The following is a 26792-nucleotide window of genomic DNA, read 5'->3' as shown; positions in this document are numbered from 1 at the left end:
AAGGAGCGACGTGAACACGGTCTACATCGGGGGTTACACGCCCGACACCGGAGGGGCGGGGCCGGGCGTGACCGTCGCCGTCCGCGCCGGAACCGGGGCACTCACCGAGACCGGCGCCGCCGCCGTCTCCGGCCCCTCGTTCCTCGCCGTGCACCCCTCACTCCCGGTGCTCTACGCCGTGGGCGAGTCCGACCCCGGCACGATCACCGCGTTCAGCGCCACCGAAGACCCCGAGCGCCTCGCGACCCGGTCGAGCGGCGGCGGCTCCCCCTGCCACGTGGCCGTCGCCGACAACTGGCTGGCCGTGGCCAACTACGCCGACGGCATGGTGGCCCTCCACTCGCTCGACGAGGAGGGCCTGTTCACCGGCCCGCCGCTGCTCTTCCCGAACGACGGCGGCGGCCCCGACCCCGAGCGCCAGCGCGGCCCCCACGCCCACCAGGCCACCTTCGAGGCCGGCATCCTCTACGTCACCGACCTGGGCGCCGACCAGATCCGCCAGTGGCGCGTCCGCACCGACGTCACCGAGCTCGAACCCGTGGCGCTCACCCCGGGCACCGGCCCCCGCCACCTGGTGAGCGCTTCGACCGGCTGGTTCGTCGCCGGTGAGCTCGACGGCCAGGTCCACGCCTTCGACCGCCACTGGAACCCGACCGGTGAGGTCGCCGCGACCGGCAGAGACGGCGTCAACTACCCGTCCCACATCCAGCTCCACGGCGACCGGCTCTACGTCGCCAACCGGGGTCCCAACACCATCAGCGTCTTCGACCCCGAGACGCTGAAGATGGTCGCCGAGGTCGACTGCGGCGGCGACTGGCCCCGCCACTTCGCGATCGACGGAGCCGACCTCTACGTCGCCAACCAGCGAAGTGGCGACGTCGTCCACTTCAGGCTGGTCAACGGCGTGCCGGAGCCGACCGGCCAGGTGCTGGCCGTGCCGACCCCGACCTGCGTGCTGCTCTAGGGAGCATCGGGCAGCTTGGCGCAGAGCTCGTCGGTGGTGGGAGGCTCGTCGGCGTCGAGCGGTCCGCAGCGGACCAGCGGCGGTGTCGGCTGGTCGGCGACCTTGATGATGCCGACCGCCTTGTTCACCGGGTCGTGCCGTTCGCCGTGGCCGAAGTCGATGACGCCGCTCGAACCGTTCCACGCCGACGGGCCCGAGGTGCGGGCCAGCCGATAGAGCACGTCGCCCCTGCTGGGCAGCTCGTCACCCGGCAGGAAGGCGCGGTCGGCGGCCCGGTAGACCACGTCGACCGCGTCGTAGGTCAGGATCAGGTTGTCGTCGGCGAGGTCGGCGTGGGCCCCGGCGCGCAGCGCGCTGACGAACCCGGTCGGGTTCACCTCGCCCCACATCTCCCGGCTGGCCAGCGCCACGTAGTAGACCTCCACCTGTCTCATCGCGGCGATCTCGGCCCGGTGGTCGGCGACCACCCTGATCACGTCGTCGCCGGCGACCACCTTGAGCACCCCGGCACTGCACGCGCTGCTGCCTTCCAGCGCCTTGAGGAAGCCGACGAACTCGCGGGCGCGACCGGCGTACATGAAGACGTCGGCCTTACGCGCGCAGGCCGTGGAGACCGCGCCCGACATGCCCTCACGTGAGTTGCCGTAGGCGACCGGCCGGCCCGGGTCGACCTTCTCGGTGGTCAGGGCGTCGGCGAAGTCGTCGGCCAGGTTGTTGGTGTAGGTGTCGTCGGCCGTCCCGTCCTGCACGATCACCGCCGTCTCGGCGTCGAGGGTGCGCTTGGCGAACCGGGCCGACAGGGTCGCCTCGCGGAAGTTGGTCGGGCCGACGCGGAAGAAGTAGGGCGAGGGCCGGTCGCCGACGACGCCGAGGTCGTCGGCGGTGGCGGTGGTGGTCATGTGGGGGATCTTGGCGGCGTCGAACCGGTCGACCGCCTGCTCGACCCCGCCGACGCTGCGCCCGAGGCCGACCACGCCGACGAGGTGGGGGTCGTCGTCGGCCAGCCGGGCGACCAGGTCGGCGGCCCGGCCGCCGTGGGCGTAGTTGTCGCCCGCGTTGACGATCAGGATGCGCAGCCGCAGCGGGTTCTGGAGGGTGCGCTGGTATTCCTCGGCGGCGGTCAGCTCGGAGACCATGCTGGGGAATCGGGTGTCGTCCTGGGCGGTCTGCCGCACCGAATATTCGCCGAAGAGGGCCAGGGTGACGTACTGCGCCGACTCGACGGCGTAGGCGTTGTTGACGTCGATGCGGGCGACCAGATCGGCGATCGGCTTGGCGAACAGGCCCTCGGGGGCCTCGTCGGCGGCGTTGACCACGCCGACGCACTCGCTGCCCATGCGGTCGACGTAGGGGAGACCGCCGCAGTGGGCCGTGCGTTCCGACAGGTTGATGACGACGAACCCGATGATCAGGCCGGGCAGCACCGCCAGCACGACCGCCCAGTAGATCCACGCCCGCGCCTGGTGCTTGATGGGCCGGAAGCGGTGGGGGACGCCCGGGTGGGCGGCGTGGTCGCCGGGCCCGATCACCAGCCGGACCGGCAACCGGCGGCGCCGGTGCTCCCGCCGCCATGTGCCGACGTGACCGGTGATGTCGGCGAGCGGGGTCGCCGCGATCGGCCGGGGGTCGGCGAGCTCGTCGGGCACCGCCGCGACCACGACCACCGGGACCGGGTGACCGGTCAGCGCGGCGGCGTCCTCCAGCAGCCGCAGGAACCGGGCGTTCACCCCGTGGGGATCGCTGACCTGTAATCGCAGCAGGCAGTAGAGCCCGCGCCCCCAGCTCGGCCACGGGATGCGCCATTTCTTGTACGCCTGCCGCAGGTCCTCGCACATCGCGTTGACCGCCAGCCGTTCGAGCTCCTCCGGCGAGGCGTTGGCCAGGCGCAGCGCGTACCAGGCGAGCCTCTCCCAGCGGTGGCGGCGCAGCACCGGCTGGCGGCGGAACCAGCCGAAGAAGAACGAGCCCCGCAGCGACGCGAGGCCCTGGGCGCCGACGCCGAGCACGGCCACCAGCGCGCCCAGCACCCACGGCAGCACGCCCACCAGGTCGGTCGGCCCGGCCAGCAGCCAGGTCACGATCGTGCCGATCGGCACCCAGGTCAGCGCGGCCCGGCCGATGAAGAAGTCGGCGGCCACCCGCAGCGACGCGTCGGCGGGGCCGCGCCGCCGGTCGCGAAGCCGCTTGCGGAAGTCCTGATATCCCTCGTGGGACTGCGGCTCCGGCGGGTGCCGCTGCGTCGCGGCCCAGGCCACGAACTGGGCCAGCGGGAACCGGGGCGGCGGCAGGAACGAACCGCCGACCGGCCGGGCGAGCTGGCCGCGCGGCCCGGTGAGCGCCGCCACCAGCGCGAGCACCGAGCCGTGTTCGCCGTCGCGGATCAGCGCGGTCGGCAGGTGGTCGGCGAACGGCGCGGTCAGCTCGGCGACGACGGCGGGCGCGCCGCTGCCGGTCACCAGCACGACGGGGAGCTGCTGGTCGCGCCGCCAGAACCAGGGGCGGCGCAGGAACCCGGCTAAGTCGCCTCGGAGGTCGGCACTCACCGCGCGGCCCACCCCCGAGACCGCTGCACCGCGCGCAGCCAGTCGTCGTAGGCCCGCTCGTCGCGGGGGCCCGGCTCGAACCGCTGGTCGAGCTGCCAGGTGTGTTTCAGTTCCTCGCGGGTGGACCACACGCCCGCGCCCAGACCGGCCAGGAACGCCGCGCCCAGCGCGGTCGTCTCCTGGATCCTCGGCCGTTCGACCGGGATGCCGAGCTGGTCGGCCTGGACCTGCATGAGCAGGTCGTTGGCGCTGCCGCCGCCGTCGGCCTTGAGCACGGTCACCTCCTCCGACATGGTGGCCACGATGTCGCGCACCTCGTAGGCGATCGCGTCGAGCGTCGCGCGGGCCAGATGTGCCTTAGTGGTACCCCGTGTGAGGCCGGTGATCGTTCCCCGGGCGTCCGGATCCCAATGTGGCGCTCCCAGGCCAGTGAGCGCGGGCACGAACACCACGCCGCCCGCGTCGGGCACCGACCGGGCCAGTTCCTCCGACTCGGCCGCCGTCCCGATCAGGCCGAGCCCGTCGCGCAGCCACTGCACCGCCGCGCCGGTGACGAAGATCGCCCCTTCCAGGGCGTAGGTGAGCTCGCCCGAGGGCTCCTGCCAGGCGACCGTCGTCAGCAGCCCCGCGTCCGAGCCCACCGCCTCGCGCCCGGTGTTGACCAGGACGAAGGAGCCGGTCCCGTACGTGCACTTGACGTCGCCCACCTCGAAGCAGGTCTGGCCGAACAGGGCCGCCTGCTGGTCGCCGGCCATGCCGCTGATCGGCAGGTCGAGCCCCAGGAAGTGGTCGGGGCTCGTACGGGCGAACTCGCCGTAGTTCGGCACCACCTCGGGGAGCGCCTCGATGGGCACCCCGAACAGGTCGCACAGCTCGGGCGACCAGGCGCCCGCGTGGATGTCGTAGAGCAGCGTCCTGGACGCGTTCGAGGGGTCGGTCACGTGGCGGGCGCCGCCGGTCAGGCGTGCCACCAGATAGCTGTCGACCGTGCCGATGGCCAGGTCCTTCGCCGCCCAGGCCTCCGGATCGTGCTCGGCCAGCCAGGTCAGCTTGGTGCCGGTGAAGTAGGGGTCGAGCCGCAGGCCGGTGAGTTCGGTCACACGCGGTTCGTGACCTTCCTCACGAAGGCGGGCGCAGATGTCGGAGGACCGCCGGTCCTGCCACACAATGGCATTGCGGGGGGCGTCCAAAGTGGTGGCGTTCCACAGCACGGCCGTCTCGCGCTGGTTGGTCAGTCCGACGCACCGCACAGTGGTGCTTGCCCTGGCCAGAGCGGTGCGGCAGGCTGCCAGCGTCGCGCGCCAGATGTCGTCGGGCGCGTGTTCGACCCAGCCGGGTTCCGGGAATCGCTGCTCGAATTCCTGGTATCCGCGAGAGTCGATGTGGCCGTCCTCACCCACCACGAGTGCGGTCACGCCCGTCGTACCAGCGTCTATCGCCAAAACCGCCACGGCGCCTCACTTTTTGGTCTAGACCATTGTTGCGCCGTCACGGCAGAATGCCACCGTCGGCGTCCAGACACAGTCTGGCCGCGCTATCTCATATGGAGGAACCCGACATGCGTATTGGAGTGCTCACCGGTGGCGGCGACTGCCCCGGTCTGAACGCCGTGATCCGGGCCGTGGTCCGCAAGGGTGTCGGCGTCTACGGTCACGAGTTCGTGGGGTTCCGCGACGGCTGGCGTGGCCCGCTCGAGGGCGACACGATGCCCCTCGACGTGCAGACGGTCCGCGGCATCCTGCCGCGTGGTGGCACCATCCTTGGCTCGTCGCGCACCAACCCGATCAAGATCGAGGGTGGCGTCGAGCGCATCAAGGAGAACCTTGCGAGCCACGGCATCGACGCCCTGGTCGCGATCGGCGGCGAAGACACCCTTGGCGTCGCCAAGCAGCTCTTCGACCGTGGCGTGAACGTCGTGGGTGTGCCGAAGACGATCGACAACGACCTCAACGCGACCGACTACACCTTCGGTTTCGACACCGCGGTCAACATCGCGATGGAGGCCATCGACCGGCTGCACACCACGGCCGAGTCGCACCACCGCGCCCTGATCTGCGAGGTCATGGGCCGTCACGCGGGCTGGATCGCCCTGCACGCCGGCATGGCCGCGGGCGCCAACGTCATCCTGATCCCCGAGAAGCCGTTCGACATCGACAAGGTCTGCGAATACGTCGAGTCGCGCTTCAAGATCCGCTACGCCCCGATCATCGTGGTCGCCGAGGGCGCCCACCCGATCGACGGCCAGATGGAGACGACCGTCGGCGAGCTCGACGCGTTCGGCCACGTCCGCCTCGGCGGCATCGGCGACCGTCTCGCCCAGGAGATCGAGAAGCGCACCGGCAAGGAGGCCCGCACCACGGTCCTCGGCCACATCCAGCGCGGCGGCACCCCGACGGCGTACGACCGCGTGCTGGCCACCCGCTTCGGCTTGGCCGCGATCGACGCCGTCCACGAGGGCGACTTCGGCAAGATGGTCGGCCTCCAGGGCACCGAGATCGTGCGCAGCGGCCTCGACGCCGCGACGGCCGAGCTGAAGACGGTGCCCGTCCACCGTTACGCCGAGGCCGAGGTCTTCTTCGGTTAAGAACCCCTCCTGCCGCGCCGCGCGGGAACTACCTGCGCGGCGTGAACAGGTCGTCGCCCTCCGGCTTGCGGTGTCCCCTGGAGGGCACCGGCGGGGGAGGCGGGGCGGTGCGCCGCTGCTGCAGGCGCTCCAGGAGTTCGCTGTCCTCGCGCATCTCCCGCGCCGAGGGCGACAGCAGGATGGCGAGCAGCAGACCCACGGTGATCAGGCTGATCCCGGCGATGAGCGGCAGCAGGAAGTCCATGGCCGTGGCGCCCGAGATCGCCTTGTCGCCGGGGGCGACGCTGAGGGCGTACATGCCCGTGTAGTGCATGCCGGTGACGGCCACGCCCATCATGAGAGCGGCGCCGGCGGTGGCCAGCGGGCCGTTGACCTTCAGCGTGAACCAGAGCGCGACGGTGGCCGCGACGATCGCGATCAGGACCGACAGGGCGACCAGCAGCGGGTCGAAGGCGAGGGTGCCCGCCATGCTCATCGCGAACATGCCCAGGTAGTGCATGGTGCCGACGCCGACGCCGGCCAGCAGGCCGCCGGCGAGCAGACGCGGGAAGCCCTCGCCCGTCGAGACGACGTGCAGACCGCCGTAGACCACGGCGACCGCGACGACCGCTGAGACCACGGTCAGCCCGACGTTGTAACGGATCTCGTTACCGGTGACGTCGAAGCCCATCATGGCGATGAAGTGCATGACCCAGATGCCGGTTCCGCCGATGGCCAGCGCGCCCCCGGCGAGCCAGCGATACCGCGAGGCGCCCTGTGCGGAGCGGGCCCTGGCGGTCAAGATGAGGCCCAGCAGTGAGCCGACGACGGACATCAGGTACGCGAGGAGCGGTGTCAGGGCCCCATGCGAGAAGTGGTTGATATGGGACATGCGTTCTCCCGGTTGTGGTTGCAACAAAATTATTACATCGCTCCATTGGGTGTCTTTGTCCCTTTCGAGGGTTCATGCTCTGTTCGTTATGTAGTCGTACGATGACCGAAATGAGCATCGAGACCCCCTTCTGGCGGGCTATCGCCGTATTCCGGGTGTGTTCGCTCGGCTACGCGGGCGTGCTCCTGGTCGAGGCCGACGGCTACGACGACCCGATCGCCGCCTGGGCGGTGTTCACCCTCATGGCGGCCTGGACGGCTTTCGCCACCTACGCCTACGCGCGGGACCGGCTGCGGGGCTGGCCGCTGCTGACCGCCGACCTGGTCGTCACCGGCGCCTGCCTGCTGTCGTCGATCTGGGTCCAGGGCTTCGACGGCGAGCGCGGCAGCATGCCGATCACGGCGACGTGGGTGGCCGCGCCGGTGGTCGCCTGGGCGGTCTACGCGGGCCGCCGCGCCGGGGCGGTGGCGGCGGCGGTGATCGCCGCGCTGGACATCTGGCTGCGCGGGGTCGGCGTGCTCGACCTGAACACCGTCCAGGTCAACGGCGCCGTGCTGCTGTTCCTGGCGGGTGTGGTGATCGGCCACGTCGCCCAGCTCTCCCGCAAGGCCGACGCGCTGATGCAGCAGGCCGTGGAGATCGAGGCGGCCGGACGCGAACGCGAACGCCTGGCCCGGGGCATCCACGACTCGGTCCTCCAGGTCCTGGCCCTGGTCCAGCGCAGAGGCGCCGAGATCGGCGGCGAGGCGGCCGAGCTGGGCCGGCTGGCGGGGGAGCAGGAGGCCGTCCTGCGCGAGCTGGTCCGCACCGCGCCCCGGCCACGCGTGGCCGAGAGGGCCGACCTCAACGAGGCGCTGCGCCGCCACGCCTCCGCCACGGTCACCGTCGCCACCCCGGCGACCCCGGTCGACCTGCCCGCCAGGACCGTCGACGAGCTGGAGGCCGCCGTCGCCAACGCCCTCAGCAACGTCAACCACCACTGCCCCGAGGGCACGAAGACGTGGATCCTGGTCGAGGCCGAAGACGGGGCCGTGACGGTGACCGTCCGCGACGACGGCCCCGGCATCCCCGAGGGCCGTCTGGAGGAGGCGGCACGGGCGGGCCGCCTGGGCGTCTCCCAGGCGATCAGGGGCCGGGTGGCCGCCCTGGGCGGCTCGGTCACGATTGTCTCCTCCCCTGATGGGACCGAGATCGAGATGGTTATCGTGGCGCCATGAGCGTGCGCGTCATGGTCGTCGACGACCACCCGATGTGGCGGGAGGGCGTCGCCCGCGACCTCGCCGAGGCGGGCTACGAGATCGTGGCCACCTGCGGCGAGGGCCGCCAGGCGCTGCGCGTGGCGGCGGCCGTGCGGCCCGAGGTGGTGGTCCTCGACCTCCAGCTGCCCGACCTGCCCGGGGTCGAGGTGGCCCGGGGCCTGGGCGCCTCGGAGAACCCGCCCAAGGTGCTGGTGCTGTCGGCCAGCGCCGAGCACGACGACGTGCTGGAGGCGGTCAAGGCGGGCGCGTCGGGCTATCTGGTGAAGTCGGCGAGCCAGGCCGACTTCCTGGAGGCCGTGGCCCGCACCGCCAAGGGCGACGCCGTCTTCACCCCCGGCCTGGCCGGGCTGGTGCTGGGGGAGTACCGCCGCTTGGCGGCCCAGCCGAAGGCCGCCGAGGAGGGCCCCCGGCTCACCGACCGGGAGACCGAGGTGCTGCGGCTGGTGGCGAAGGGGCTGTCGTACAAGCAGATCGCCGAACGGCTCGTGCTGTCGCACCGGACGGTCCAGAACCACGTGCAGAACACCCTGAGCAAGCTCCAGCTGCACAACCGGGTCGAGCTGGTCAGGTACGCGATCGAAAAAGGTCTGGCGGACCTCGACTAGAGTTAAAAGGTTCCCGACAGTCGTTCCCGAAGGACCATCGTCATGACCATGACCGCTCTGGGTGAGCCCTGCGTTCTGCTCAAACTGGGCGAGATCGTCCTCAAGGGGAAGAACCGCGAGATCTTCGAGCAACGGCTGCGCGCGAACATCAAGTTCGCCCTGGCCGGTTTCGAGATCGACCTGCGCCAGCGCCACGGCGTGATCGCCCTGTTCCTGCCCGACGGCACCGACGTCGAGGTCGCCGAGAAGGTGGCCGCGCGGGTCAGCGAGGTGCCCGGCATCGTGCTGGTCCACCTGGCCTGGCGGGTCGCCAAAGACCCCTCGGTGGTCACCAAGGCCGCGCTCGAACTGATCAGAGACACCCCCGAGGTGGCCCGCAAGGCCCGCTTCGCGGTCCGGTCGCGCCGCCGCGACAAGCGGTTCCCGCTGACGTCCAACGAGCTCGACCGCCACGTCGGCGGCGAGATCAACGACACCTACGGCCTGCCGGTCGACCTGAGGCGCCCCGAGCTGATCGTCTCGATCGAGGTCGACCGCGACGAGGTGTTCGTCTACGTCGGCGCCCGCCCCGGCCAGGGCGGCCTGCCGGTCGGCACCAGCGGCCGGGGCCTGGCCCTGCTGTCGGGCGGCATCGACTCCCCGGTGGCGGCCTACCGCATGATGCGGCGCGGCCTGCGGGTCGACTTCCTGCACTTCTCCGGCATCCCGTTCACCACCACCGAGTCGATCTACAAGGCCTACGCGCTGGTCCGGCGGCTCGACGCCTTCCAGGGCCGCTCGCGGCTGTGGGTGGTGCCGTTCGGCAAGGCCCAGCAGTCGATCCGCGTCTCCGGCAGCGACAAGCTGGCGATGATCGCCCAGCGGCGGCTGATGCTGAAGACCGCCGAAGAGGTCGCGATCCGCCACAAGGCGGCCGCCCTGATCACCGGCGACTCGCTCGGCCAGGTGTCGTCGCAGACGATGGCCAACATCGTGGCCCAAGACAGCGCGACCGACATGCCGATCCTGCGCCCGCTCATCGGCCTCGACAAGATGGAGGTCATCGCCGAGGCCCGCCGCATCGGCACGCTGGCCATCTCCGAGCTGCCCGACGAAGACTGCTGCACCATCCTGGCCTCCCGCCAGCCCGAGCTGGCCGCCAAGATCGAAGACCTGAAGCAGATCGAGAAGCGCCTCGACGCCGAGGAGCTCGCGGTGCAGCTGGCCGACTCGATCCAGGCCTACAAGCTAGAGACCTGACCTTCTGACCGGGCTGAACACCCCGCCCAGCGCGACCAGCAGCAGCCCGCCGCCGATCAGCGCCACCACCGTCGACACCCCCTGCCCGGCCGCCGAGAACGTCGCCAGGGTCGCCCCGAGCGGCCCCAGCGCGAAGTGGATGGTCCAGAACGCAGCCGTCACCCGGCCGAGCAGGTGGGCCGGGGTGATCTCCTGCCGCAGCGACATCGAGCAGATCGCCCCCACCGTGATGGCCAGGCTGAACGCCGCCATCAGCGCCCCGATCCCGGCGACCCCGGGCGACAGGGCGATGACGGCCACGGCGACCCCCGCCAGGGCCGTCGACAGCAGCCACGTCGGCCCGAATCCCAGCCGCGTGCGGAGCCGGGCCACGACCATCGACCCGAGAACCGTGCCCACCGCCGCCGCGCCGAGCACGTAGCCGACCACCGCGTCCGGCTGCTCCAGGTTCTCCTTCAGATGGAAGACCACCAGGTCGTCGAGCCCGGCGGTGAGGAAGATGAGCGCCGTCAGCAGGATCGTCATGGTCCGCAGCACCGGGTTCCCGAGCAGGAACCGCGCCCCGGCCAGCCGGCCCCCGGTCTTCTCTTTCGTGTACGGCCTGAGCCTGATGAACCGCAGCCCGAGCGCGGAGATCAGGAAGGTGACCGAATCCAGCCCGATCGCGGCGACCGGCCCGAACGCCCCGGAGATGAGCCCGGCCAGCGCGGGCCCGGCCACCCCGGCCACGGCGTAGGTCCCGTACAGGATCCCGTTGGCCCGGGTGATGTCTTCCGACTCCATGATCGACGGCAGCACGGTCACATAGGCCACCGAGAAGATCATCCCGAGTGAGGCCGCCAGTGGCACGATCACATAGAGCGGCCAGATGACGGGCGAGACCCACCAGAGGACCGGGATCAACCCGTACAGAAAGAACCGCCCGATGTCGCACACGACCAGCACCCGCCGCCGGTCGAACCGGTCGACGATGCCTCCGGCGAACGTCCCGGTCACCACCGAGGCGACGCCCGTGAGGGCGGTCAGAATGCCCATCTGGGCGACGGATCCGGTCGCGTGCAGCGCCAGCAGCGGCACCGCCACGGTCGAGAACGCGTCGCCCAGCACGGACAGCGTCTGCACACCAAGGAGAAGAACGAAGTTCTTGTTGCGGTAGAGATCCCCCGAAAACGCCACGAGGGCGCAGGCTACACGGGGATGGACTCCCCGGCGAGGTTCGCGGCCAGGGTGCGGCCGAGCAACGGCGGGAAGTCCCGCATGATCTTGGCCAGTTCTTCGAGGTCGGAGTCGACCAGGGCCTGCGGCCCGTCGCAGAGCGCCTGCTCGGGGTGCGGGTGGACGTCGATGATCACGCCGTCGGCGCCGACCGCGATGGCCGCCCGGCTGAGCGGCAGCACCAGGTCACGCCGCCCGCCCGAGTGGGACGGGTCGATGATCACCGGCAGGTGCGACAGCCGCTGCGCCACCGGCACCGCCGACACGTCGAGGGTGTTGCGGGTCGCCGTCTCGAAGGTTCGGATGCCCCGCTCGCACAGCACGATGTCGAGGTTGCCGCGCTGCGCGATGTACTCGGCCGACATCAGCCACTCTTCGATCGTGCCGCTCATCCCGCGCTTCAGCATCACCGGCTTCCCCGCCTCGCCGACCGCCTGCAGCAGTGCGAAGTTCTGCGTGTTGCGGGTGCCGACCTGCAGCATGTCCGCGTACGCCGCCACCAGCGGCACGTCCGCCGCGTTCACCACCTCGGTCACGATCGGCAGGCCGGTCTGCTCCCGGACGTCCGCCAGAATCCGCAACCCCGCCTCGCCGAGCCCCTGGAAGGCGTACGGCGACGTACGCGGCTTGTAGGCGCCGCCGCGCAACAGGGTGGCCCCGGCCGCCTTGGCCATCAGCGCGGCCTCAAGCGTCTGCTGCGGCGTCTCCACCGCGCACGGCCCCGCGATGAGGGTGACCGTGTCCGGCCCAATGGGGACGCCGCCCACTCTGACCGTCGAGCGCTCGGGATGGTTCTCGCGGCTCACCAGCTTGAAGGGGGTGGACACCCGCATGACGTCGGCGACACCGCGCTGGCCGCGCAGATTCAGGCTGGCGAACTGCTCGACGTCGCCGATCAGCCCGATGATCGTGCGGTTCACCCCGCGCGACACGAACGCCTCGCCGCCCGCCGTCGCGACCAGCGCGACGACCTCGGTGATGTCTTCCTGGGTGGCCTGCGGGGCCATGACGATGACCATTGCCTCTCCTTTAACATGCGAAAAGCCCCGGGTCCTTGATCGGACCCGGGGCTTTTCGTTCGCCTTTGGCTGCTAGCGCACAACCTCATGGCGAGCGGTCCACACGGGTCCGTCGCCATACCAAAACGAGAGTGCGCTGAGCATGTCTGGAATATACCTCATCCCCGCCGGATCGCCTTCCGGCCCCCCGCAGGGTGGGCGTGGCCATGATCCTCACGACGGGGGCCGACCCGGGAGTGATCAGCACCGCGCGGGGTGACAGGATGGGCGGATGCCGGAGACGCCCGACGAGGAGAACCGGCTGCCCCCGGGTCAGTACATCCCGCGTGGCAGGCCCGTGGTGCACTACGGCAGGGTTCCGTCGTTCCGCCCGGCGACCTGGCGGCTGCAGATCTTCGGCGCGACCGCGTCGGGCGAGCAGCACTTCCTGAGCTGGGACGAGTTCGGTGAGCTGCCCCGGTCGACGGTGCTGGCCGACGTCCACTGCGTGACCAAGTTCTCGATCATGGGGACCGAGTGGTCGGGGGTGCCGGCCGGGGCGTTCCTGGCCGCCGTCCCGCCCGCCGAGGGTGTCCGGCACGTGATGATCTGGGCTGAATACGGCTACAGCGCCAACGTCCGGATGGCCGACTTCGACCGTGACTCGACCGTCTTCGCGACCGAACTCGACGGCAAGCCGCTCACTCCCGAGCGTGGTTTCCCCGTCCGCGTCGTGGTCCCTCATCTGTACGCGTGGAAGAGCGTCAAATGGGTGCGCGCCATCGAATACCTGACCGAGGACCGGCGCGGCTTCTGGGAGGACCGGGGCTACCACAACGTCGCCGACCCCTGGCGGGAGCAGCGCTACTCATACCAGGAGGACCCGGGCGAGGGCCCGCCGTAGGGCCACTCCGAGGTCTAGTCTCGCCGGGGTGTGCTGCTTCGACCTGCCCTTCCGCCTCACCCCCGAGGCCGCCCGCGCGGCCCTGCCCCACCTGGAGAAGGCCGTCGGCGCGCCGATGACGATCACCTCCACGACGGCCGTCCTGGCGGGATCGCCGGAGGGCTGGGAGGCCGCGATGGCGGCCATGAGGGGAAGACCCTCCCCGAGCGCGGTGCCGCTCACGATCACGGGGATGGTGGTCGGCGCGCTGGTGGCCCACGGCCCGGCTCGTGACCTGCGCAAAGCAGCCCGGCATCTCTCCGACCAGCTGGAGCTCGATCATCTGCGCCGCAAGGTCGCGCAGGAGTCCATCCCGGTGGAGCTCGGGGGCCGGACCCGGTTCATCGATCCCGGCGCCGTCTGGTTCGCCGAGGCTCACGGCGACTACGTCAGGTTGCGCACCAGCGAGGGCGGTTTCCTGGTGCGGATCTCCATGGCCGCGCTGGAGCGCCGCTGGGCCGGGGCCGGGTTCATCCGGGCCCATCGCAGCACGCTCGTCAACGCCCGCCACGTCACCGAGCTGAGGTTCGCCGACGGGCGGGCGTTGCTGCTGGTCGGGACCGAGACGCTGCCCGTTTCGCGGCGGCACACGCGGGAGGTCAGGGAGCGCCTTACCGCTCGTCGCGCCTGACACGCCGTCTATCGCGATCAGCCGGTGTGGCGCTGACCTGCGAAATAAGGTTGCGGCACGGATCCGGTCGTTCGGGGGACGGCCGGATCCGCCTCAACTAGCCGCGCAGTTTCTTCAGCAGGTCGATGTCTTCCCGGTGCTTGTCGGCCTTGCCGGGCGTCTCGATGCACAGCGGCACCCCGGCGACCGCCGGATGGCGCATGATCTCGCCGAACCCCGGCGCCCCGATGTGGCCGGCGCCGATGTTCTCGTGGCGGTCCTTCTTCGAGCCCAGCGCGTCTTTCGAGTCGTTGGCGTGGATCAGCTTCAGCCGGCCCGGCGCGATCGCGTGGAGGGCGTCGAAGGTCTCCTTGACCCCTTCGGGCGTCGACAGGTCGTGGCCGGCCGAGAAGGCGTGGCAGGTGTCGAGGCAGACGCCGACCTTCGGGTGCCAGTCGAGGGCGTCGAGGTAGGGGCCCAGGTCCTGAACGGTCGCGCAGAGCATCTGGCCCTGCCCGGCCATCGGTTCCAGCAGCAGGTCGGGGCCGTCGTCCGGGATCTCCTGGAGCAGGGGGAGCAGGTGATCGCGCACCTGCTGGAGAGCCGCCTCACGTGGCTGGCTGACCGCCGATCCGGTGTGGACGACCACGCCCAGCGCCCCGATCTCCCGGCCCCGCCGCAGCGTGTGGCGGACCGACGCGACCGAGTTCTCCAGGGTCGCCTCGGTCGGCGAGCCGAAGTTGATCAGGTAGGGCGCGTGGGCGTAGACCGTCATGCCGGAGGCGCGGAGTTGGGCGTCCTCGTCGGGGTGGCCGTCGTTCAGGGCCCAGCCGCGCGGATTGCTGACGAAGACCTGGGCCATTTCGGCGCCGATCTCGGCGGCGTACCTGAGGCCTCCGGTGGCCAGGCCGCCGGCCACCAGGACGTGGCCGCCGATCGCGTTTCCAGTGCTCATAGTGCTTTCAGGTTACCCGGGGGTTTCGCCGGTTTGTGGCAACGTACAAACCATCGGCCGCTCATGGACGGGGCTTTGGGAGCTCCCGCTGCTGGATTCGGCGGGGGCCAGGTTGTGTACTGGCGACCATGCGTGAACTGAGCCGGGACGACCTGCTGGCGTGCTGCGCGTCCGCCCGCTGGGCCGACGGTGTGGCCGGGCCGCCCTACTCCGACCTCACCGCCCTCCTCGACCGGAGCGACTCGGTCCTGGCCATGCTGAACTGGGTCGACGTCCATGAGGCGCTGGCCGCGCACCCCCGGATCGGCGACCGGTCGAAGGGGGCTGATCGGGAATCGGCCTGGTCACGTGACGAGCAGGCGGGGACCGCCACCGCAGAACAGGACATCCTCGAAGAGCTCCGGAAGAGCAACCAGGCATATGAGGACCGGTTCGGGCATGTGTACCTGGTCTGCGCGACCGGGAAGTCGGCCGGGGAGATGCTGGCGATCCTGGAGGATCGTCTGGGCAACGTACCGGAGAAGGAACGCATGGTCGTCAGGGACGAGCTCGGGAAGATCGTCCGGCTGCGGCTGGCCAAGTTGTGGGAGGAGACGGCGTGACCCTGTCCACCCACGTGCTCGACACCGCGCGCGGCTGCCCGGCCGCCGACGTCCACGTGCGACTGGCCCGGCGGGCCGCCCACGGGTACGTCGCCCTCGCCGAGGGCCGCACCGACAAGGACGGCCGCATCAGCGACTGGACGCCGCTCGGCCGTGAATGGACCGGGGAGCTGGAGGCGGCGACGTACCGGCTGATCTTCGACACCGGCGGCTACCTGGGGGACGACGCGTTCTTCCCCGAGGTCACGGTCGTCTTCGCCATCGCCGACGCCGAGCAGCACCACCACGTGCCGCTGCTGCTGAGCCCGTTCGGCTACTCGACCTACCGTGGGAGTTAGAAAGTGTTCGTGCTCGGCCCCAACCGCTACGGCAAAGCCGAGACCCGGGTCGTGCGGGTCACCCGGCACGGCGACGCCCACCACATCAAGGACCTGAACGTCAGCACGTCCCTGTCGGGCGAGATGACCGAGGTCCACCTGACGGGCGACAACGCCACGGTGCTGCCGACCGACTCGCAGAAGAACACCGTCTACGCGTTCGCCAAGAAACACGGCGTCGGCGCGATCGAGGAGTTCGCCCTGCTGCTGGCCCGCCACTTCGTCGACGGGCAGCCGACGATCCACCACGCCCGCGTGGAGATCGACGAGTACGCCTGGGAGCGCCTCGGCGGCCACTCGTTCGCCCGCAAGGGGCAGGAGGTGCGGACCTGCGTGGTCCACTACGACGGCGAACAGGCCACCGTCGTCTCGGGCCTGAAGGAGCTGGTCGTCCTGAACACGACCGACTCGGAGTTCTGGGGCTATCTCAAAGACGAGTACACGACTCTCCCGGAGACCCGCGACCGGGTCCTGGCCACCGCCGTGACCGCCCGCTGGCGTCACGACGGCTCGGACAAAGACTGGGACGCGTCCTACACAACGGCGAGACAGGCCCTGCTCGACGCCTTCGCCACGACCTACAGCCTGTCGCTCCAGCAGACCCTCTACGCCATGGGGACCCGCGTGCTGACCGACTGCCCGGACGTCTGCGAGGTCCGCCTCGAACTCCCCAACAGGCACCACTTCCTCGTCGACCTCGGCCCGTTCGACCTCGACAACGACGGCGAGGTCTACTTCGCCGCCGACCGCCCCTACGGCCTGATCGAGGGCGCGGTGCTGCGGGAAGACGCCCCCGCCGCCGGAAAGGCGTGGGAGTGATGGACTTCCTGCGCGCCACCACCTGGACCGAGGCCCTTCGGATGAAGGCCGACCGGCCCGACGCGACCCCGCTCCAGGGCGGCACCGACGTCATGGTCGAGATCAACCTCGACAAGGGCCGCCCCAAGGCGCTCCTCGACCTGACGCCCGTCACCGAACTCACGGAGTGGTCGATCCACGACGACACGGTCAGGATCGGCGCGGGGGTCACCTACACCCGGATCATCGCCGAACTGGCTGACCGGTTGCCCGGTCTGGCCCAGGCGTCCCGGACGGTCGGCTCGCCGCAGATCCGCAACCGGGGCACCGTGGCGGGCAACCTCGGCGCGGCCTCCCCGGCGGGCGACAGCCACCCGCCGCTGCTCGCGACCGGGGCGACCGTCGAGGCCGAGTCGGTCGACGGCACCCGGATGATCCCGATCGGCGACTTCTACACCGGCGTGAAGCGCAACGCGCTGGCCGCGAACGAGCTGATCCGGGCGATCCACGTGCCGGTGAAGACGGGCCCGCAGTACTTCTCCAAGATCGGCACCAGGAACGCGATGGTCATCGCGGTCTGCTCGTTCGGTCTCGCGCTGAACGTCGCGGAACGAACGGTGGGCACCGGCATCGGGTCCGCCGCCCCCACCCCGCGCCGGGCCTTCGAGGCGGAGACCTTCCTGGCCGAAAACCTCGACTGGTCTTTTGAGAACGAACTCGATCCAGTGGTGACGAAACGGTTCGGGGAACTGGTCGCCGCCGCGGCGGCACCGATCGACGACGTCCGGGGGAGCCGCGACTACCGCGTCCACGCCCTGGCCGTCATGGCCCGCCGCACGCTCGGCTGGGCCTGGCAAGAACGTGTGAACGGGGGGAACTCATGAGGGTCAACGTCACCGTCAACGGGACGCCGATGATCGCCGACGACGTCTGGCCGGGCGAGAGCCTGCTCTACGTCCTGCGCGAGCGCCTCGGCCTGCCGGGCTCCAAGAACGCCTGCGAACAGGGCGAGTGTGGCTCCTGCACGGTCTATCTCGACGACGTCCCGGTCTGCGCCTGCCTCGTCGCGGCCGGTCAGGCCGAGGGCCGCGAGGTCCTCACCGTCGAGGGGCTCGCCTCCGCGGAGGGCGGCCTCGATCCGGTGCAGGCGGCGTTCGTCGAGTGCGGCGCCGTTCAGTGCGGTTTCTGTACGCCCGGTCTGATCGTCCAGGCCCATTCGCTTCTCGCCCAGCACGACGGGGTGCCCGCCGACGTGGAGATCCGCGAACACCTGGCGGGCAATCTGTGCCGGTGCACGGGCTACGAGAAGATCCTCGACGCGGTCCGCCTGGCCGCGAGCCGGAAGGCCGGTTCGTGATCGTCATCGAGAACGCCCACATCGCCCCCGTCGTCGGCCCGGAGATCTCCAACGGTCACGTCGCGATCGAGGGCAACCGCATCGTGTCCGTGGGCGCGGGGCCGTTCCAGGGCGACGCGCAGAGGATCGACGGGCGCGGCTGCCTGGTCACCCCCGGCCTGGTCAACACCCACCACCACCTCTACCAGTGGGCCTCCCAGGGCCTCGCCCCCGACGGCACCCTGTTCGAGTGGCTCGTGGCGAGCTACCCGGTGTGGGCCCGGATGGACGCCGAGGTCGTGCACGGCGCGGCCACGGCCGGCCTGGCCTGGCTGGCGCTGTCGGGCTGCTCCACGTCCACCGACCACCACTACGTCTTCCCGAAGGGCCGGGGCGACCTGTTCGCCGCCGAGATCCAGGCGGCCGCCGAGGTGGGTCTGCGCTTCCACCCGTGCCGGGGCTCGATGGACCGGGGCCGCTCGCAGGGCGGTCTCCCGCCGGACGAGGTCGTCGAGACGCTCGACGAGATCCTCACCGAGACCGAGGCGGCGGTCCGGAGATATCACGACCCGTCGTTCGACTCGATGCTGCGCGTCGCCGTCGCCCCCTGCTCGCCCTTCTCGGTCAGCGGCGACCTGATGCGCCAGGCCGCCGGGCTGGCCAGGGATCTGAACGTCCGCCTGCACACCCACGGCGCCGAGACCCTCGACGAGGACGACCACTGCAAGGAGCAGTTCGGCATGCTCCCCGTCGAATACCTCGAATCGCTCGGCTGGCTCGGCCCGGACGTGTGGATCGCGCACAGCGTCCACCTCACCGACGCCGACATCACCCGCTTCGCCGAGACGGGCACCGGCACCGCCCACTGCCCGTCGTCCAACGGGCGTCTGGGCGCCGGGATCGCGAGGGTCAGCGAGCTTCTCAGGGCGGGCGCGACGGTCGGTCTCGGCGTGGACGGACCCGGCTCGGCCGAGTTCATCCCGCTCGCCGGGGAGATCCGCCAGGCCCTGCTCATGCAGCGTGCTCGGTACGGCCCGCAGGCGCTCACCGCCCGCCAGTCCCTGGAGATGGCCACCCTGGGCGGCGCCCGCTGCCTCGGGCGCGAGAACGAGATCGGCTCCCTCGAACCGGGCAAGCTCGCCGACATCGCGATGTGGCGGATCGACGGCCCCTACGCTGCCGCCGACGACCCCGTCGTCGCGCTGAGCCACGGCCAGACCCCGCCTCTGGCCAGGCTGATCGTCAACGGCGTGACCGTGGTCGAGAACGGCGACCTGCGGACCGTCTCCGGCGACGCCGCCGGAGCGGCGGGGGCGCGGGCGCACGCCCGGCTGCTTCGGTCATGATGACGGCATGAGGGATCACATCGTCATCGCCCCGGACAAGTTCAAGGGCTCGCTGACCGCCCCCGAGGTCGCCCACCACGTCGCCGCCGGCCTCGGCGATGTCCCGGTAGTGCTCCTCCCCGTGGCCGACGGCGGCGACGGGACCGTAGACGCCGTCGCGGCCTGCGGTTTCACCCGCGTCGAGGTCGAGGTGACCGGGCCGACGGGGCAGCCGATCCGGGCCTCGTACGCCGTCAGGGACGACACCGCCGTCGTCGAGATGGCCGAGGCGTCCGGGCTGCGCCGCCTGCCCGGTGGACTGGAACCCCTGACCGCCTCCAGCTACGGCACCGGAGAACTGATCGCCCACGCCCTCGCGCAGGGCGCCACCCGGATCGTGCTGGGCCTGGGCGGCAGCGCCTGCACCGACGGCGGCACCGGCCTGGCCCGCGCGCTGGGCGCCCGCTTCCTCGACGACGAGGGGGCCGAACTCCCGCTGGGCGGGGGCTCCCTGAAAGACCTGGCGAAGATCGACCTGTCCGGCTTCGACGCCGGATCCGCCGACTACGTGGTCGCCTCCGACGTCGACAACCCCCTGCTCGGCCCGCACGGCGCCGCCACTGTCTACGGCCCGCAGAAGGGCGCCTCGCCCGACCAGGTGAAGCTGCTCGAAGCGGGGCTGTCGAGGCTGGCCGCCGTCGCCGTCCACACCCACGGCCTGACCGGGTCGATCGAGCACGACGGGATCGTCCGCGCGATGGGCGTGGCCGGACAGCCCGGCGCCGGGGCGGCCGGGGGCGTCGGCTTCGCCGCGCTCGCCTTCCTGAAGGCGTCGATCCGGCCCGGCATCGCCTACCTGCTCGGCCTGCTCGACTTCGAGACCCACATCGAGGGCGCGCGCCTCGTGATCACGGGCGAGGGCTCGCTCGACGAGCAGTCGCTGCGCGGCAAGGCCCCGGTCGGGGTCGCCAACGCCGCCATGCGGCACGGCGTGCCGGTCATCGCGGTCTGCGGGCGGCGCGAGGTCTCAGACGACGACCTGCGCAAGGCCGGGATCGAGGCGGCGTACGCCCTGACGGACATCGAGCCCGACCCCGCGCGGTGCATGGCCGAGGCGGGGCCACTTCTTGAGCGACTCGTGGCGAGTGTGGTGAAGGAGCGCGTATGACGGTTCTGGTGCGGTCACGCCGGGTGGTCACCCCCGAAGGGGTACTGCCGCTCGGGGTGGACGTCGTCGACGGGCGGATCGCGGGGCTGGTGCCGTACACCACCCACGAAGGCCTGGACCTCGGTGACGTCGCGCTGCTGCCCGGCCTGGTCGACACGCACGTCCACATCAACGAACCCGGCCGCACCCACTGGGAGGGCTTCGCCACCGCCACCCGGGCAGCGGCGGCCGGGGGCGTGACGACGGTCGTCGACATGCCGCTCAACTCGCTGCCGCCGACCACGACCGTGCCCAACCTGGAGATCAAGAAGAAGGCCGCGTACGGCCAGATCGCCGTCGACGTCGGCTTCTGGGGCGGCGCGATCCCCGGCAACCTCGGCGACCTGCGCCCGCTGTGGGACGCCGGGGTGTTCGGCGTGAAGTGCTTCCTGTCCCCGTCGGGCGTCGACGAGTTCCCCGCCCTCGACGCCAACGGCCTCACCCGCGCGCTCCAGGAACTGGCCCGCTTCGACGGCCTGCTCATCGCGCACGCCGAGGACCCCTGGACGCTGACCGAGCCCACCGGCCCCTCCTACTCCGAGTTCCTCGACTCGCGCACCCAGGAGGCCGAGGTCAGGGCCATCGAGACGGTGATCGCGGTGGCCCGGGAGACCGGCGCGCGGGCGCACATCGTGCACGTCTCCGCCGGAGACGCGATCGCGGTGCTGCGCGAGGCCCAGGCGCAGGGAGTGCGGATCACCGCCGAGACCTGTCCCCACTACCTGACCCTCAGCGCGGAGGAGGTCACCGGCACCGCGTTCAAGTGCTGCCCGCCGATCCGCGAGGCGGCCAACCGCGACGCCCTGTGGGCGGGCCTGGCCGACGGGACCCTGATGGGGATCGTCTCCGACCACTCGCCCTGCCCGGCCGACATGAAGGGCCTGGACTCCCCGGATTTCGTCACGGCCTGGGGCGGGATCTCCTCCCTCCAGCTGGGTCTGCCCGCCATCTGGACCGAGGCGTCCGCACGGGGCTTCTCGCTGGAGGACGTCGTCCGCTGGATGGCCCGGGGCCCGGCCGACTTCGCCGGGCTCTCCTCCAAGGGCCGGATCGAGGTGGGCGCCGACGCCGACCTGGTGGCCTTCGACCCCGAGGCGGGCTTCGTCGTCGAGGCGGGCGACCTCGCCCACAAGAACCCGGTCACCGCCTACCAGGGGAGGTCGCTGAAGGGCGTCGTCCAGCAGACCTGGCTGCGCGGTGACGCTCCCGGCCACGGCCGGTTTCTGACGAGAGGCGCCCGATGACCTTCCGCCATCTGCCCGACCTGGCCGTGCGCGGCCTGGGCGGCTCCGTGATCGCCGCCAACGACGAGGCGTTCGCCGACCGCCAGGCGCTCATCCGCCCGCACCCCGCCCTGTTCCACACCCACGACTTCGGCGCCAAGGGCCAGATCTACGACGGCTGGGAGACCCGGCGGCGGCGCACCACCGGGCACGACTGGGCGATCGTCCGGCTCGGCCTGCCCGGCGTCATCCACGGGCTGGTGATCGACACGGCCTGGTTCAAGGGCAACTACCCGCCCTACGCCTCGGTCGAGGCCTGCACGGCCGACGAGCCGCTGGCCCACGAGGAGCTGACCGGCTGGACCGAGATCCTGCCCAGGAGCCCTCTCGGCGGCGACCGCGAACACGAGTTCGCCGTCGACGACCCGAACCGCTACACGCACGTGCGGCTCAACATCTATCCCGACGGGGGAGTGGCCCGGCTCCGGGTGCACGGCGAGGTGGTGCCCGACCCGGCGTTCCTGCACGGCCTCACCGTCGACCTGGCCGCCCTCGCCAACGGCGCCCTGGTGATCGACTGCTCCAACCAGTTCTACAGCTCGCCCAACAACGTCATCGCCCCGGGCCTGGCCCGCCACCAGGCCGAAGGCTGGGAGACCGCGCGCCGCCGCGACGACGGCAACGACTGGCTGGTGGTGCGCCTCGCCGGGCGCGGCACCGTCACGGTCGCCGAGATCGACACCACCCACCTGGTCTTCAACGCGCCCGGCTGGGTGTCGCTGTCGGGCCGCGACGGTGACGGCGACTGGTTCAGCCTGCTCGGCAAGACCCGCCTCCAGCCCGACGCGCCCCACCGGTTCCGGCTCGACAGCGACCGCCCGGTGACCCACGTCAAATGTGACATCTACCCCGACGGTGGCCTGGCCCGGCTTCGGCTGCTGGGTGACCTGCTTTCTTGACGCGGGTTCTCGCCTAGAACCACAGGTTGATCGTGCTGCCTGCGGGCACCTGGCCGAGCGGGTTCTGGCCGCGCACCCGCTGACCGGGCCCGTCGCCGCCGGGGCGGCCGCGGGAGAACAGCTTGTGCACCTGGACCTTGAACCCGGCCGCCTGTAACTCGCGCTTGGCCTCTTCGACGTTCTTGAACCGCACGTCGGGGACGTTCACGAAGTCGGGCGCGGCGACCGAGGGATCTTGCTCCCAGGGCCACTGCCAGCCGGTGTCGGGGCCGCGTGAGACGGTCAGGCAGACCCGGGCGCCCTTGTCGACCTCGGCGCCGGCGGCCGGCTCCTGGGCGATGACGGTGTTGCCCGGCTTCTCGTCGACAACCTCGTTGATGCAGCTCGGGTCGAAGCCGTTCTCCCGCATCAGCGCCTCGGCCTGGTCGCGCGGCAGGTCGACCACGCTGGGCATCAGCAGGCCCATGCTGATCGCCAGGATGACGTTGGAGCCCTTCTCGACCTTCTTGCCGACGACGGGGTCGGTCTTGATCACCAGGCCGCGCCCGATCTTGTCGCTCGGGGTGCGGCGGATCCGGGACACGTTCAGACCGGCGTCCGACATCGCGACCCGCGCGTCGGCCTCGGTCATGCCCTCGGTCTTCGGCACGCCGACCATCTCGGGGCCGCGCGAGGCGATGATCGTGATGACCGAGCCGCGCTCGGCCTCGACGCCCTTGAGCGGACTGGTCTCCAGGACCATGTCCTTGGGCACCTTGGCGTCGAAGCGGCCCTCACCGATCTTGATGGTGAAGCCGTTGCTCTCGGCGAGCTGACGGGCCGCCTCGATGTTGCGCTTGACCAGGTCGGGCACGATCGCGGTGCGCGACAGCGTGAAATACCACCCGCTGAACGCGATGCCGCCCACCATCAGCACGGCCAGCGCGACGATGAACCAGTTCACCCGGAACCCGCGCCGCACCGCCGCCCTCGGCGGCCGGGTCGGCGGGACCTCGATGGCCGGCTGGATCATCGTGTGGGAGCCGGAGAAGAAGGCCTGCTCCGCCGACTGCTGCCGGGGCGGCACCGAGTGCCGCCCCGTCGAGGTCTGGGGCAGGGTGCGGTGTACTTCGACCGCCGCCACCAGCATCGCGTTCGCGTCGTGGTTGCGGTCGGCCGGCTCCTTGGCCGTCGCCTTCGCGACCAGCGCGTCGAGCGACGGCGGGATGTCGTAGGAGAAGGACGACGGCGCCGGGATCGACTCGTGGACGTGCCGGTAGGCGACCGACACCGGGCTCTCGCCGCCGAACGGCTGACGCCCGGTGAGCAGCTCGAACAGCATGATCCCGGCGGAGTAGACGTCGCTGCGGACGTCGGCCTGGCCGGAGGTGACCTGCTCGGGGGCCATGTAGCCGACCGTGCCGATCATCACGCCGCTGCGCGTCTGGTTGCCGCCCTCGATGGCCCGCACGAGCCCGAAGTCGACGACCTTGACCCGGCCGTCTTCGGTCATCAGCACGTTCTCGGGCTTCACGTCACGGTGGATCAGCCCGGCCTGGTGGGCGCTGCCGAGCGCCGCCAGCACCGGGATCATGATCTCCAGCGCCTCGCGCGGCGCCAGCGGCCCCCGCTCGTCGAGCACCGCCCGCAGCGTCTTGCCGGGGAAGTACTCCATCGACAGGTAGACGTGGTCACCGTCGGTGCCCTGGTCGAAGACGTGCACGATGTTGGGATGTGACAGCGAGGCGACGGACTTGGCCTCACCGATGAACCGCCGGACGAACTCGGGGTCCTCTGCCAGCGATCGGTGCATCACCTTGATCGCGACCATGCGGTCGAGCCGGACGTCCAGAGCCAAATAGACGGACGCCATGCCGCCCCGGGCGATCCGGGACTCGACGCGGTAGCGACCATCGAGCACATGCCCGACGAGCGGATCAGAAAGCGTCGTGTCCACGGCCTCGAGTTTACGGGTGATTTGCCACATGCTGAGTGCAGGAATCCCAAACCGAGACCGAAACAGGAAGGTTTACCCGTCTTGGAACGGTCGACCCGGTGAGGACGCCTCAGCATATCGCCGCCGGGGAATTCGGCCCGCCAGAAACGCCCGGCGCCCCGCCTCGACCGCGCCGCGCATCGCCGCCGCCATCAGATCGGGCTTGCGCGCCCGGGTCACCGCCGTGGCCAGCAGCACCGCCGAGCAGCCCAGTTCCATGGCCAGCGCGGCGTCGCTGGCGGTGCCGATCCCGGCGTCCAGGATCACCGGCACCTGCGCCGATTCCACGATGAGCTCGATGTTGTGCGGGTTTCGGATGCCCAGCCCCGACCCGATCGGCGACCCGAGGGGCATGACGGCCGCGCAGCCCGCCTGCTCCAGCCGCCGGGCCAGGATCGGGTCGTCGCCGATGTAGGGCAGCACGACGAAACCGTCGGCGACCAGCCGTTCCGCCGCGTCGAACGTCTCGATCGGATCGGGCAGCAGGGTCCGCTCGTCGGCGATGACTTCGAGTTTGACCCAATTGGTATTGAGCGCCTCCCGGGCGAGTCGCGCGGTCAGCACCGCCTCACCTGCGGTGAAACAACCGGCGGTGTTCGGCAGCACCTTGATTCCGCGCTCGCGCAGCACGTCGAGCACCGAACCCCGGGCGCCCGGATCGAGCCGGCGCATCGCGACCGTGGTCAGCTCGGTGCCCGAGGCCACCAGGGCCCGGTCGAGCACCTCCAGCGACGGCGCGCCGCCGGTGCCCATGATGAGCCGCGAGGCGAACTCCTCGCCGCCGATCAGCAAAGGATCGTCCATCAGTCGTCAGCCTCCCTGGACCGCGGTCAGAACCTCGACCCGGTCGCCTTCGGTCAGTGGGGTCGCGTCCCACGCGCCCCGGCTGACCACCTCGTCGTTGACGGCCACCGCGATCCCCGTGGGCTGCCTCGTCAGTGTCTGTACGGCTTTCGTGAGCGTCGACCCGTCGTCGAGGTCGTGCGGGTCACCGTTGATCGTGATGCGCATTCAGATTCTTTCTGTGTCGAGGCGAGAGGGGTCGCACTCGGGCATCGGGTTGGCCTCGCCGTGGAGACAGGCGACGACGGCCTCGGCCGTCAGCGGCGCGAGCAGAACGCCCGCGCGGTGATGGCCCGCCGCCACCCACACGTCGCCGTGCCGCCCGACGTAGGGCAGGTTGTCGGGGGTGCCGGGCCGCAGCCCCGCGAAGGTCTCGGCCAGGTCGAGCTCGGTGATCCCCGGGACGAGTTCGCGTGCGTCCCGCAGCAGTTCGTAGACCCCGCCGGCGGTCACCCGGGTGTCGAACCCGAGCTCCTCCATCGTCGCGCCGACCACGATCTCGCCGTCGTCGCGGGGGACCAGATAGACGTCGGAGCCGCGCACCCTTCCCCGTACACACTTCTGGAGGAAGCCGCGCGGGCCGCGCAGCCGCAGGATCTGCCCCTTCACCGGCCGGACGGGCAGCCCGGGAAGCAGGCTCGGCGTCCAGGCCCCGGCGGCGACGACGATCTGGTCGGCCTCGATGCCGTCGAGCGTGGTGACGTGTTCCTTGACGATCTTCCCGCCCGCGTTCTGGAACGCCTTCTGCAGGGCCTGGGTCACCCGGCGCGGGTTCACCCACAGGTCGTCGCGGGCCAGCAGGCCGCCCCGCACGTTGGGCGACAGCATCGGCTCGGCCTGGCGGCACTGCCGCCCGGTGAGCCGCTCCACGCGCAGCCCGAGCTTCTCCTCGAAGGCGGCCAGCTCGTCGAGCTGGGCGAGGTCGTCGGCGTCGTAGGCGACCTCCACCGTCCCGTCGGAGCGCAGATCGACGGGGACACCGCTCTTCTCCTCGAGTTCGGCCGCGAACTCGGGCCAGCGCTCCAGCGAGGCGAGCCCGAGCCGGAGCAGCGGCTCCTCGGTGTAGGTGACCTCGCTGACGGGCGCCAGCATGCCCGCGGAGGCACGCGTCGCCTGCGAGCCGGGGTCGGGGTCGGCGAGCGTGACGGTGAGGCCCCGCGAGGCGGCCCGCCAGGCGATCGACAGCCCGGCGATGCCGCCGCCGATCACGAATACATCCGAAGCGTTCATCGCGCTCCCTTCGCCGGCATGATCCGGATCAGGTTCGATAGCGGTCGAGAACCTGTGGAGTTCCCCTCTCAGCCCGGTCAGCCGGACTCCCGCGCGTCTTTGTCCACAGTAATGCGAATTGATCTGATTCG

The 26792-nt window shown here is 70.9% G+C and carries 26 protein-coding genes and 1 riboswitch; of the genes, 16 read left to right on the top strand and 10 right to left on the bottom strand.

Annotated features, from left to right (window positions below; translation table 11 throughout):
• Positions 1 to 10 precede the first annotated feature (10 nt).
• Positions 11 to 964, top strand: a complete 954-nt coding sequence (locus tag AW272_RS08280) for a lactonase family protein (protein ID WP_066362299.1) — start codon at positions 11 to 13, stop codon at positions 962 to 964.
• Here AW272_RS08280 and AW272_RS08275 read toward each other — a convergent pair.
• A complete protein-coding gene (locus AW272_RS08275; protein WP_157518432.1) occupies positions 961 to 3507 on the bottom strand; it encodes a type 1 periplasmic-binding domain-containing protein in 2547 nt (848 codons plus the stop codon). The two genes, AW272_RS08280 and AW272_RS08275, sit on opposite strands and share 4 nt — an antisense overlap.
• Positions 3504 to 4958, bottom strand: a complete 1455-nt coding sequence (gene glpK, locus AW272_RS08270; protein ID WP_066362297.1) for a glycerol kinase GlpK — start codon at positions 4956 to 4958, stop codon at positions 3504 to 3506. Before glpK ends, AW272_RS08275 begins: the two co-directional genes overlap by 4 nt.
• Before the next feature lie 107 nt (positions 4959 to 5065).
• On the opposite strand from glpK, the gene AW272_RS08265 reads away from it, so the two are divergent.
• Positions 5066 to 6091: a 6-phosphofructokinase gene (locus AW272_RS08265; protein ID WP_066362296.1), complete on the top strand. Its 1026-nt coding sequence runs from the start codon at positions 5066 to 5068 to the stop codon at positions 6089 to 6091.
• Positions 6092 to 6119: 28 nt separating this feature from the next.
• Here AW272_RS08265 and AW272_RS08260 read toward each other — a convergent pair whose 3' ends face one another.
• A complete protein-coding gene (locus tag AW272_RS08260; RefSeq protein WP_083958102.1) occupies positions 6120 to 6962 on the bottom strand; it encodes an MHYT domain-containing protein in 843 nt (280 codons plus the stop codon).
• A 110-nt stretch (positions 6963 to 7072) separates the two neighbouring features.
• On the opposite strand from AW272_RS08260, the gene macS reads away from it, so the two are divergent.
• The 3 genes from macS to thiI are packed head-to-tail and all read left to right on the top strand — an operon-like array spanning position 7073 to position 10065.
• Entirely contained in the window at positions 7073 to 8179 is a 1107-nt protein-coding gene (macS, locus tag AW272_RS08255) for a MacS family sensor histidine kinase (protein ID WP_066362295.1), read from the top strand.
• Positions 8176 to 8826, top strand: a complete 651-nt coding sequence (locus tag AW272_RS08250) for a response regulator (protein ID WP_066362291.1) — start codon at positions 8176 to 8178, stop codon at positions 8824 to 8826. The genes macS and AW272_RS08250 overlap by 4 nt, the downstream gene beginning before the upstream one ends.
• Before the next feature lie 42 nt (positions 8827 to 8868).
• Positions 8869 to 10065, top strand: a complete 1197-nt coding sequence (thiI, locus tag AW272_RS08245) for a tRNA uracil 4-sulfurtransferase ThiI (protein ID WP_066362290.1) — start codon at positions 8869 to 8871, stop codon at positions 10063 to 10065.
• Here the strand turns inward: thiI and AW272_RS08240 are convergent.
• Both AW272_RS08240 and aroF read right to left on the bottom strand, forming a co-directional pair.
• Complete coding sequence (locus AW272_RS08240) at positions 10054 to 11241, bottom strand: MFS transporter (protein ID WP_066362289.1); 1188 nt, start codon at positions 11239 to 11241, stop codon at positions 10054 to 10056. The genes thiI and AW272_RS08240 overlap by 12 nt on opposite strands.
• Before the next feature lie 11 nt (positions 11242 to 11252).
• Entirely contained in the window at positions 11253 to 12299 is a 1047-nt protein-coding gene (aroF, locus tag AW272_RS08235; RefSeq protein ID WP_066362288.1) for a 3-deoxy-7-phosphoheptulonate synthase, read from the bottom strand.
• A gap of 271 nt (positions 12300 to 12570) precedes the next feature.
• On the opposite strand from aroF, the gene AW272_RS08230 reads away from it, so the two are divergent.
• Complete coding sequence (locus AW272_RS08230; RefSeq protein ID WP_066362284.1) at positions 12571 to 13182, top strand: molybdopterin-dependent oxidoreductase; 612 nt, start codon at positions 12571 to 12573, stop codon at positions 13180 to 13182.
• A gap of 28 nt (positions 13183 to 13210) precedes the next feature.
• Positions 13211 to 13852, top strand: a complete 642-nt coding sequence (locus AW272_RS40430) for a LytR/AlgR family response regulator transcription factor (RefSeq protein ID WP_245657271.1) — start codon at positions 13211 to 13213, stop codon at positions 13850 to 13852.
• Between the two features lie 97 nt (positions 13853 to 13949).
• Here the strand turns inward: AW272_RS40430 and AW272_RS08220 are convergent, their stop codons facing one another.
• Positions 13950 to 14786: a deoxyribonuclease IV gene (locus AW272_RS08220; protein ID WP_066362283.1), complete on the bottom strand. Its 837-nt coding sequence runs from the start codon at positions 14784 to 14786 to the stop codon at positions 13950 to 13952.
• A 128-nt stretch (positions 14787 to 14914) separates the two neighbouring features.
• On the opposite strand from AW272_RS08220, the gene uraD reads away from it, so the two are divergent.
• The 9 genes from uraD to alc are packed head-to-tail and all read left to right on the top strand — an operon-like array spanning position 14915 to position 22613.
• On the top strand, positions 14915 to 15388 hold the full coding sequence (uraD, locus tag AW272_RS08215) for a 2-oxo-4-hydroxy-4-carboxy-5-ureidoimidazoline decarboxylase (protein ID WP_066362281.1): 474 nt from the start codon (positions 14915 to 14917) through the stop codon (positions 15386 to 15388).
• Positions 15385 to 15726: a hydroxyisourate hydrolase gene (uraH, locus tag AW272_RS08210; protein WP_066362609.1), complete on the top strand. Its 342-nt coding sequence runs from the start codon at positions 15385 to 15387 to the stop codon at positions 15724 to 15726. Before uraD ends, uraH begins: the two co-directional genes overlap by 4 nt.
• Positions 15727 to 15729: 3 nt before the next feature.
• Positions 15730 to 16584 (top strand): factor-independent urate hydroxylase, encoded by an 855-nt coding sequence (gene pucL, locus AW272_RS08205; RefSeq protein WP_066362280.1) that lies wholly within the window; start codon positions 15730 to 15732, stop codon positions 16582 to 16584.
• Positions 16584 to 17447: an FAD binding domain-containing protein gene (locus AW272_RS08200; protein WP_066362279.1), complete on the top strand. Its 864-nt coding sequence runs from the start codon at positions 16584 to 16586 to the stop codon at positions 17445 to 17447. Before pucL ends, AW272_RS08200 begins: the two co-directional genes overlap by 1 nt.
• A complete protein-coding gene (locus AW272_RS08195; protein WP_066362277.1) occupies positions 17444 to 17920 on the top strand; it encodes a (2Fe-2S)-binding protein in 477 nt (158 codons plus the stop codon). Before AW272_RS08200 ends, AW272_RS08195 begins: the two co-directional genes overlap by 4 nt.
• Positions 17917 to 19245 (top strand): 8-oxoguanine deaminase, encoded by a 1329-nt coding sequence (locus AW272_RS08190; protein ID WP_066362276.1) that lies wholly within the window; start codon positions 17917 to 17919, stop codon positions 19243 to 19245. The genes AW272_RS08195 and AW272_RS08190 overlap by 4 nt, the downstream gene beginning before the upstream one ends.
• A gap of 7 nt (positions 19246 to 19252) precedes the next feature.
• A complete protein-coding gene (locus AW272_RS08185) occupies positions 19253 to 20392 on the top strand; it encodes a glycerate kinase (protein WP_066362275.1) in 1140 nt (379 codons plus the stop codon).
• On the top strand, positions 20389 to 21675 hold the full coding sequence (allB, locus tag AW272_RS08180; RefSeq protein ID WP_066362274.1) for an allantoinase AllB: 1287 nt from the start codon (positions 20389 to 20391) through the stop codon (positions 21673 to 21675). Before AW272_RS08185 ends, allB begins: the two co-directional genes overlap by 4 nt.
• A complete protein-coding gene (gene alc, locus AW272_RS08175; RefSeq protein ID WP_066362273.1) occupies positions 21672 to 22613 on the top strand; it encodes an allantoicase in 942 nt (313 codons plus the stop codon). Before allB ends, alc begins: the two co-directional genes overlap by 4 nt.
• Positions 22614 to 22626: 13 nt before the next feature.
• Here the strand turns inward: alc and pknB are convergent, their stop codons facing one another.
• The 4 genes from pknB to thiO all read right to left on the bottom strand — a co-directional run bounded on the left by pknB (position 22627) and on the right by thiO (position 26661).
• Positions 22627 to 24549 carry a Stk1 family PASTA domain-containing Ser/Thr kinase gene (gene pknB, locus AW272_RS08170; protein WP_066362269.1) on the bottom strand — a complete coding sequence of 641 codons (1923 nt, stop codon included), beginning with the start codon at positions 24547 to 24549 and terminating at the stop codon, positions 22627 to 22629.
• Positions 24550 to 24621: 72 nt separating this feature from the next.
• The gene (locus AW272_RS08165; protein ID WP_218010815.1) at positions 24622 to 25392 is read right to left on the bottom strand and encodes a thiazole synthase; all 771 of its coding nucleotides are present in this window, start codon (positions 25390 to 25392) and stop codon (positions 24622 to 24624) included.
• Between the two features lie 6 nt (positions 25393 to 25398).
• Positions 25399 to 25599 carry a sulfur carrier protein ThiS gene (thiS, locus tag AW272_RS08160; RefSeq protein ID WP_066362266.1) on the bottom strand — a complete coding sequence of 67 codons (201 nt, stop codon included), beginning with the start codon at positions 25597 to 25599 and terminating at the stop codon, positions 25399 to 25401.
• Positions 25600 to 26661, bottom strand: coding sequence for a glycine oxidase ThiO (gene thiO / locus AW272_RS08155; RefSeq protein WP_066362608.1), 1062 nt, complete (start codon positions 26659 to 26661; stop codon positions 25600 to 25602).
• A riboswitch (TPP riboswitch) is annotated at positions 26650 to 26764 on the bottom strand. Its footprint overlaps the gene before it by 12 nt.
• Positions 26765 to 26792 lie beyond the last annotated feature (28 nt).

Origin of the sequence: Herbidospora mongoliensis (assembly GCF_001570545.1) — a bacterium.
Lineage (GTDB): Bacteria > Actinomycetota > Actinomycetes > Streptosporangiales > Streptosporangiaceae > Herbidospora > Herbidospora mongoliensis.
This window is presented reverse-complemented; position numbering and strand designations above follow the sequence as displayed.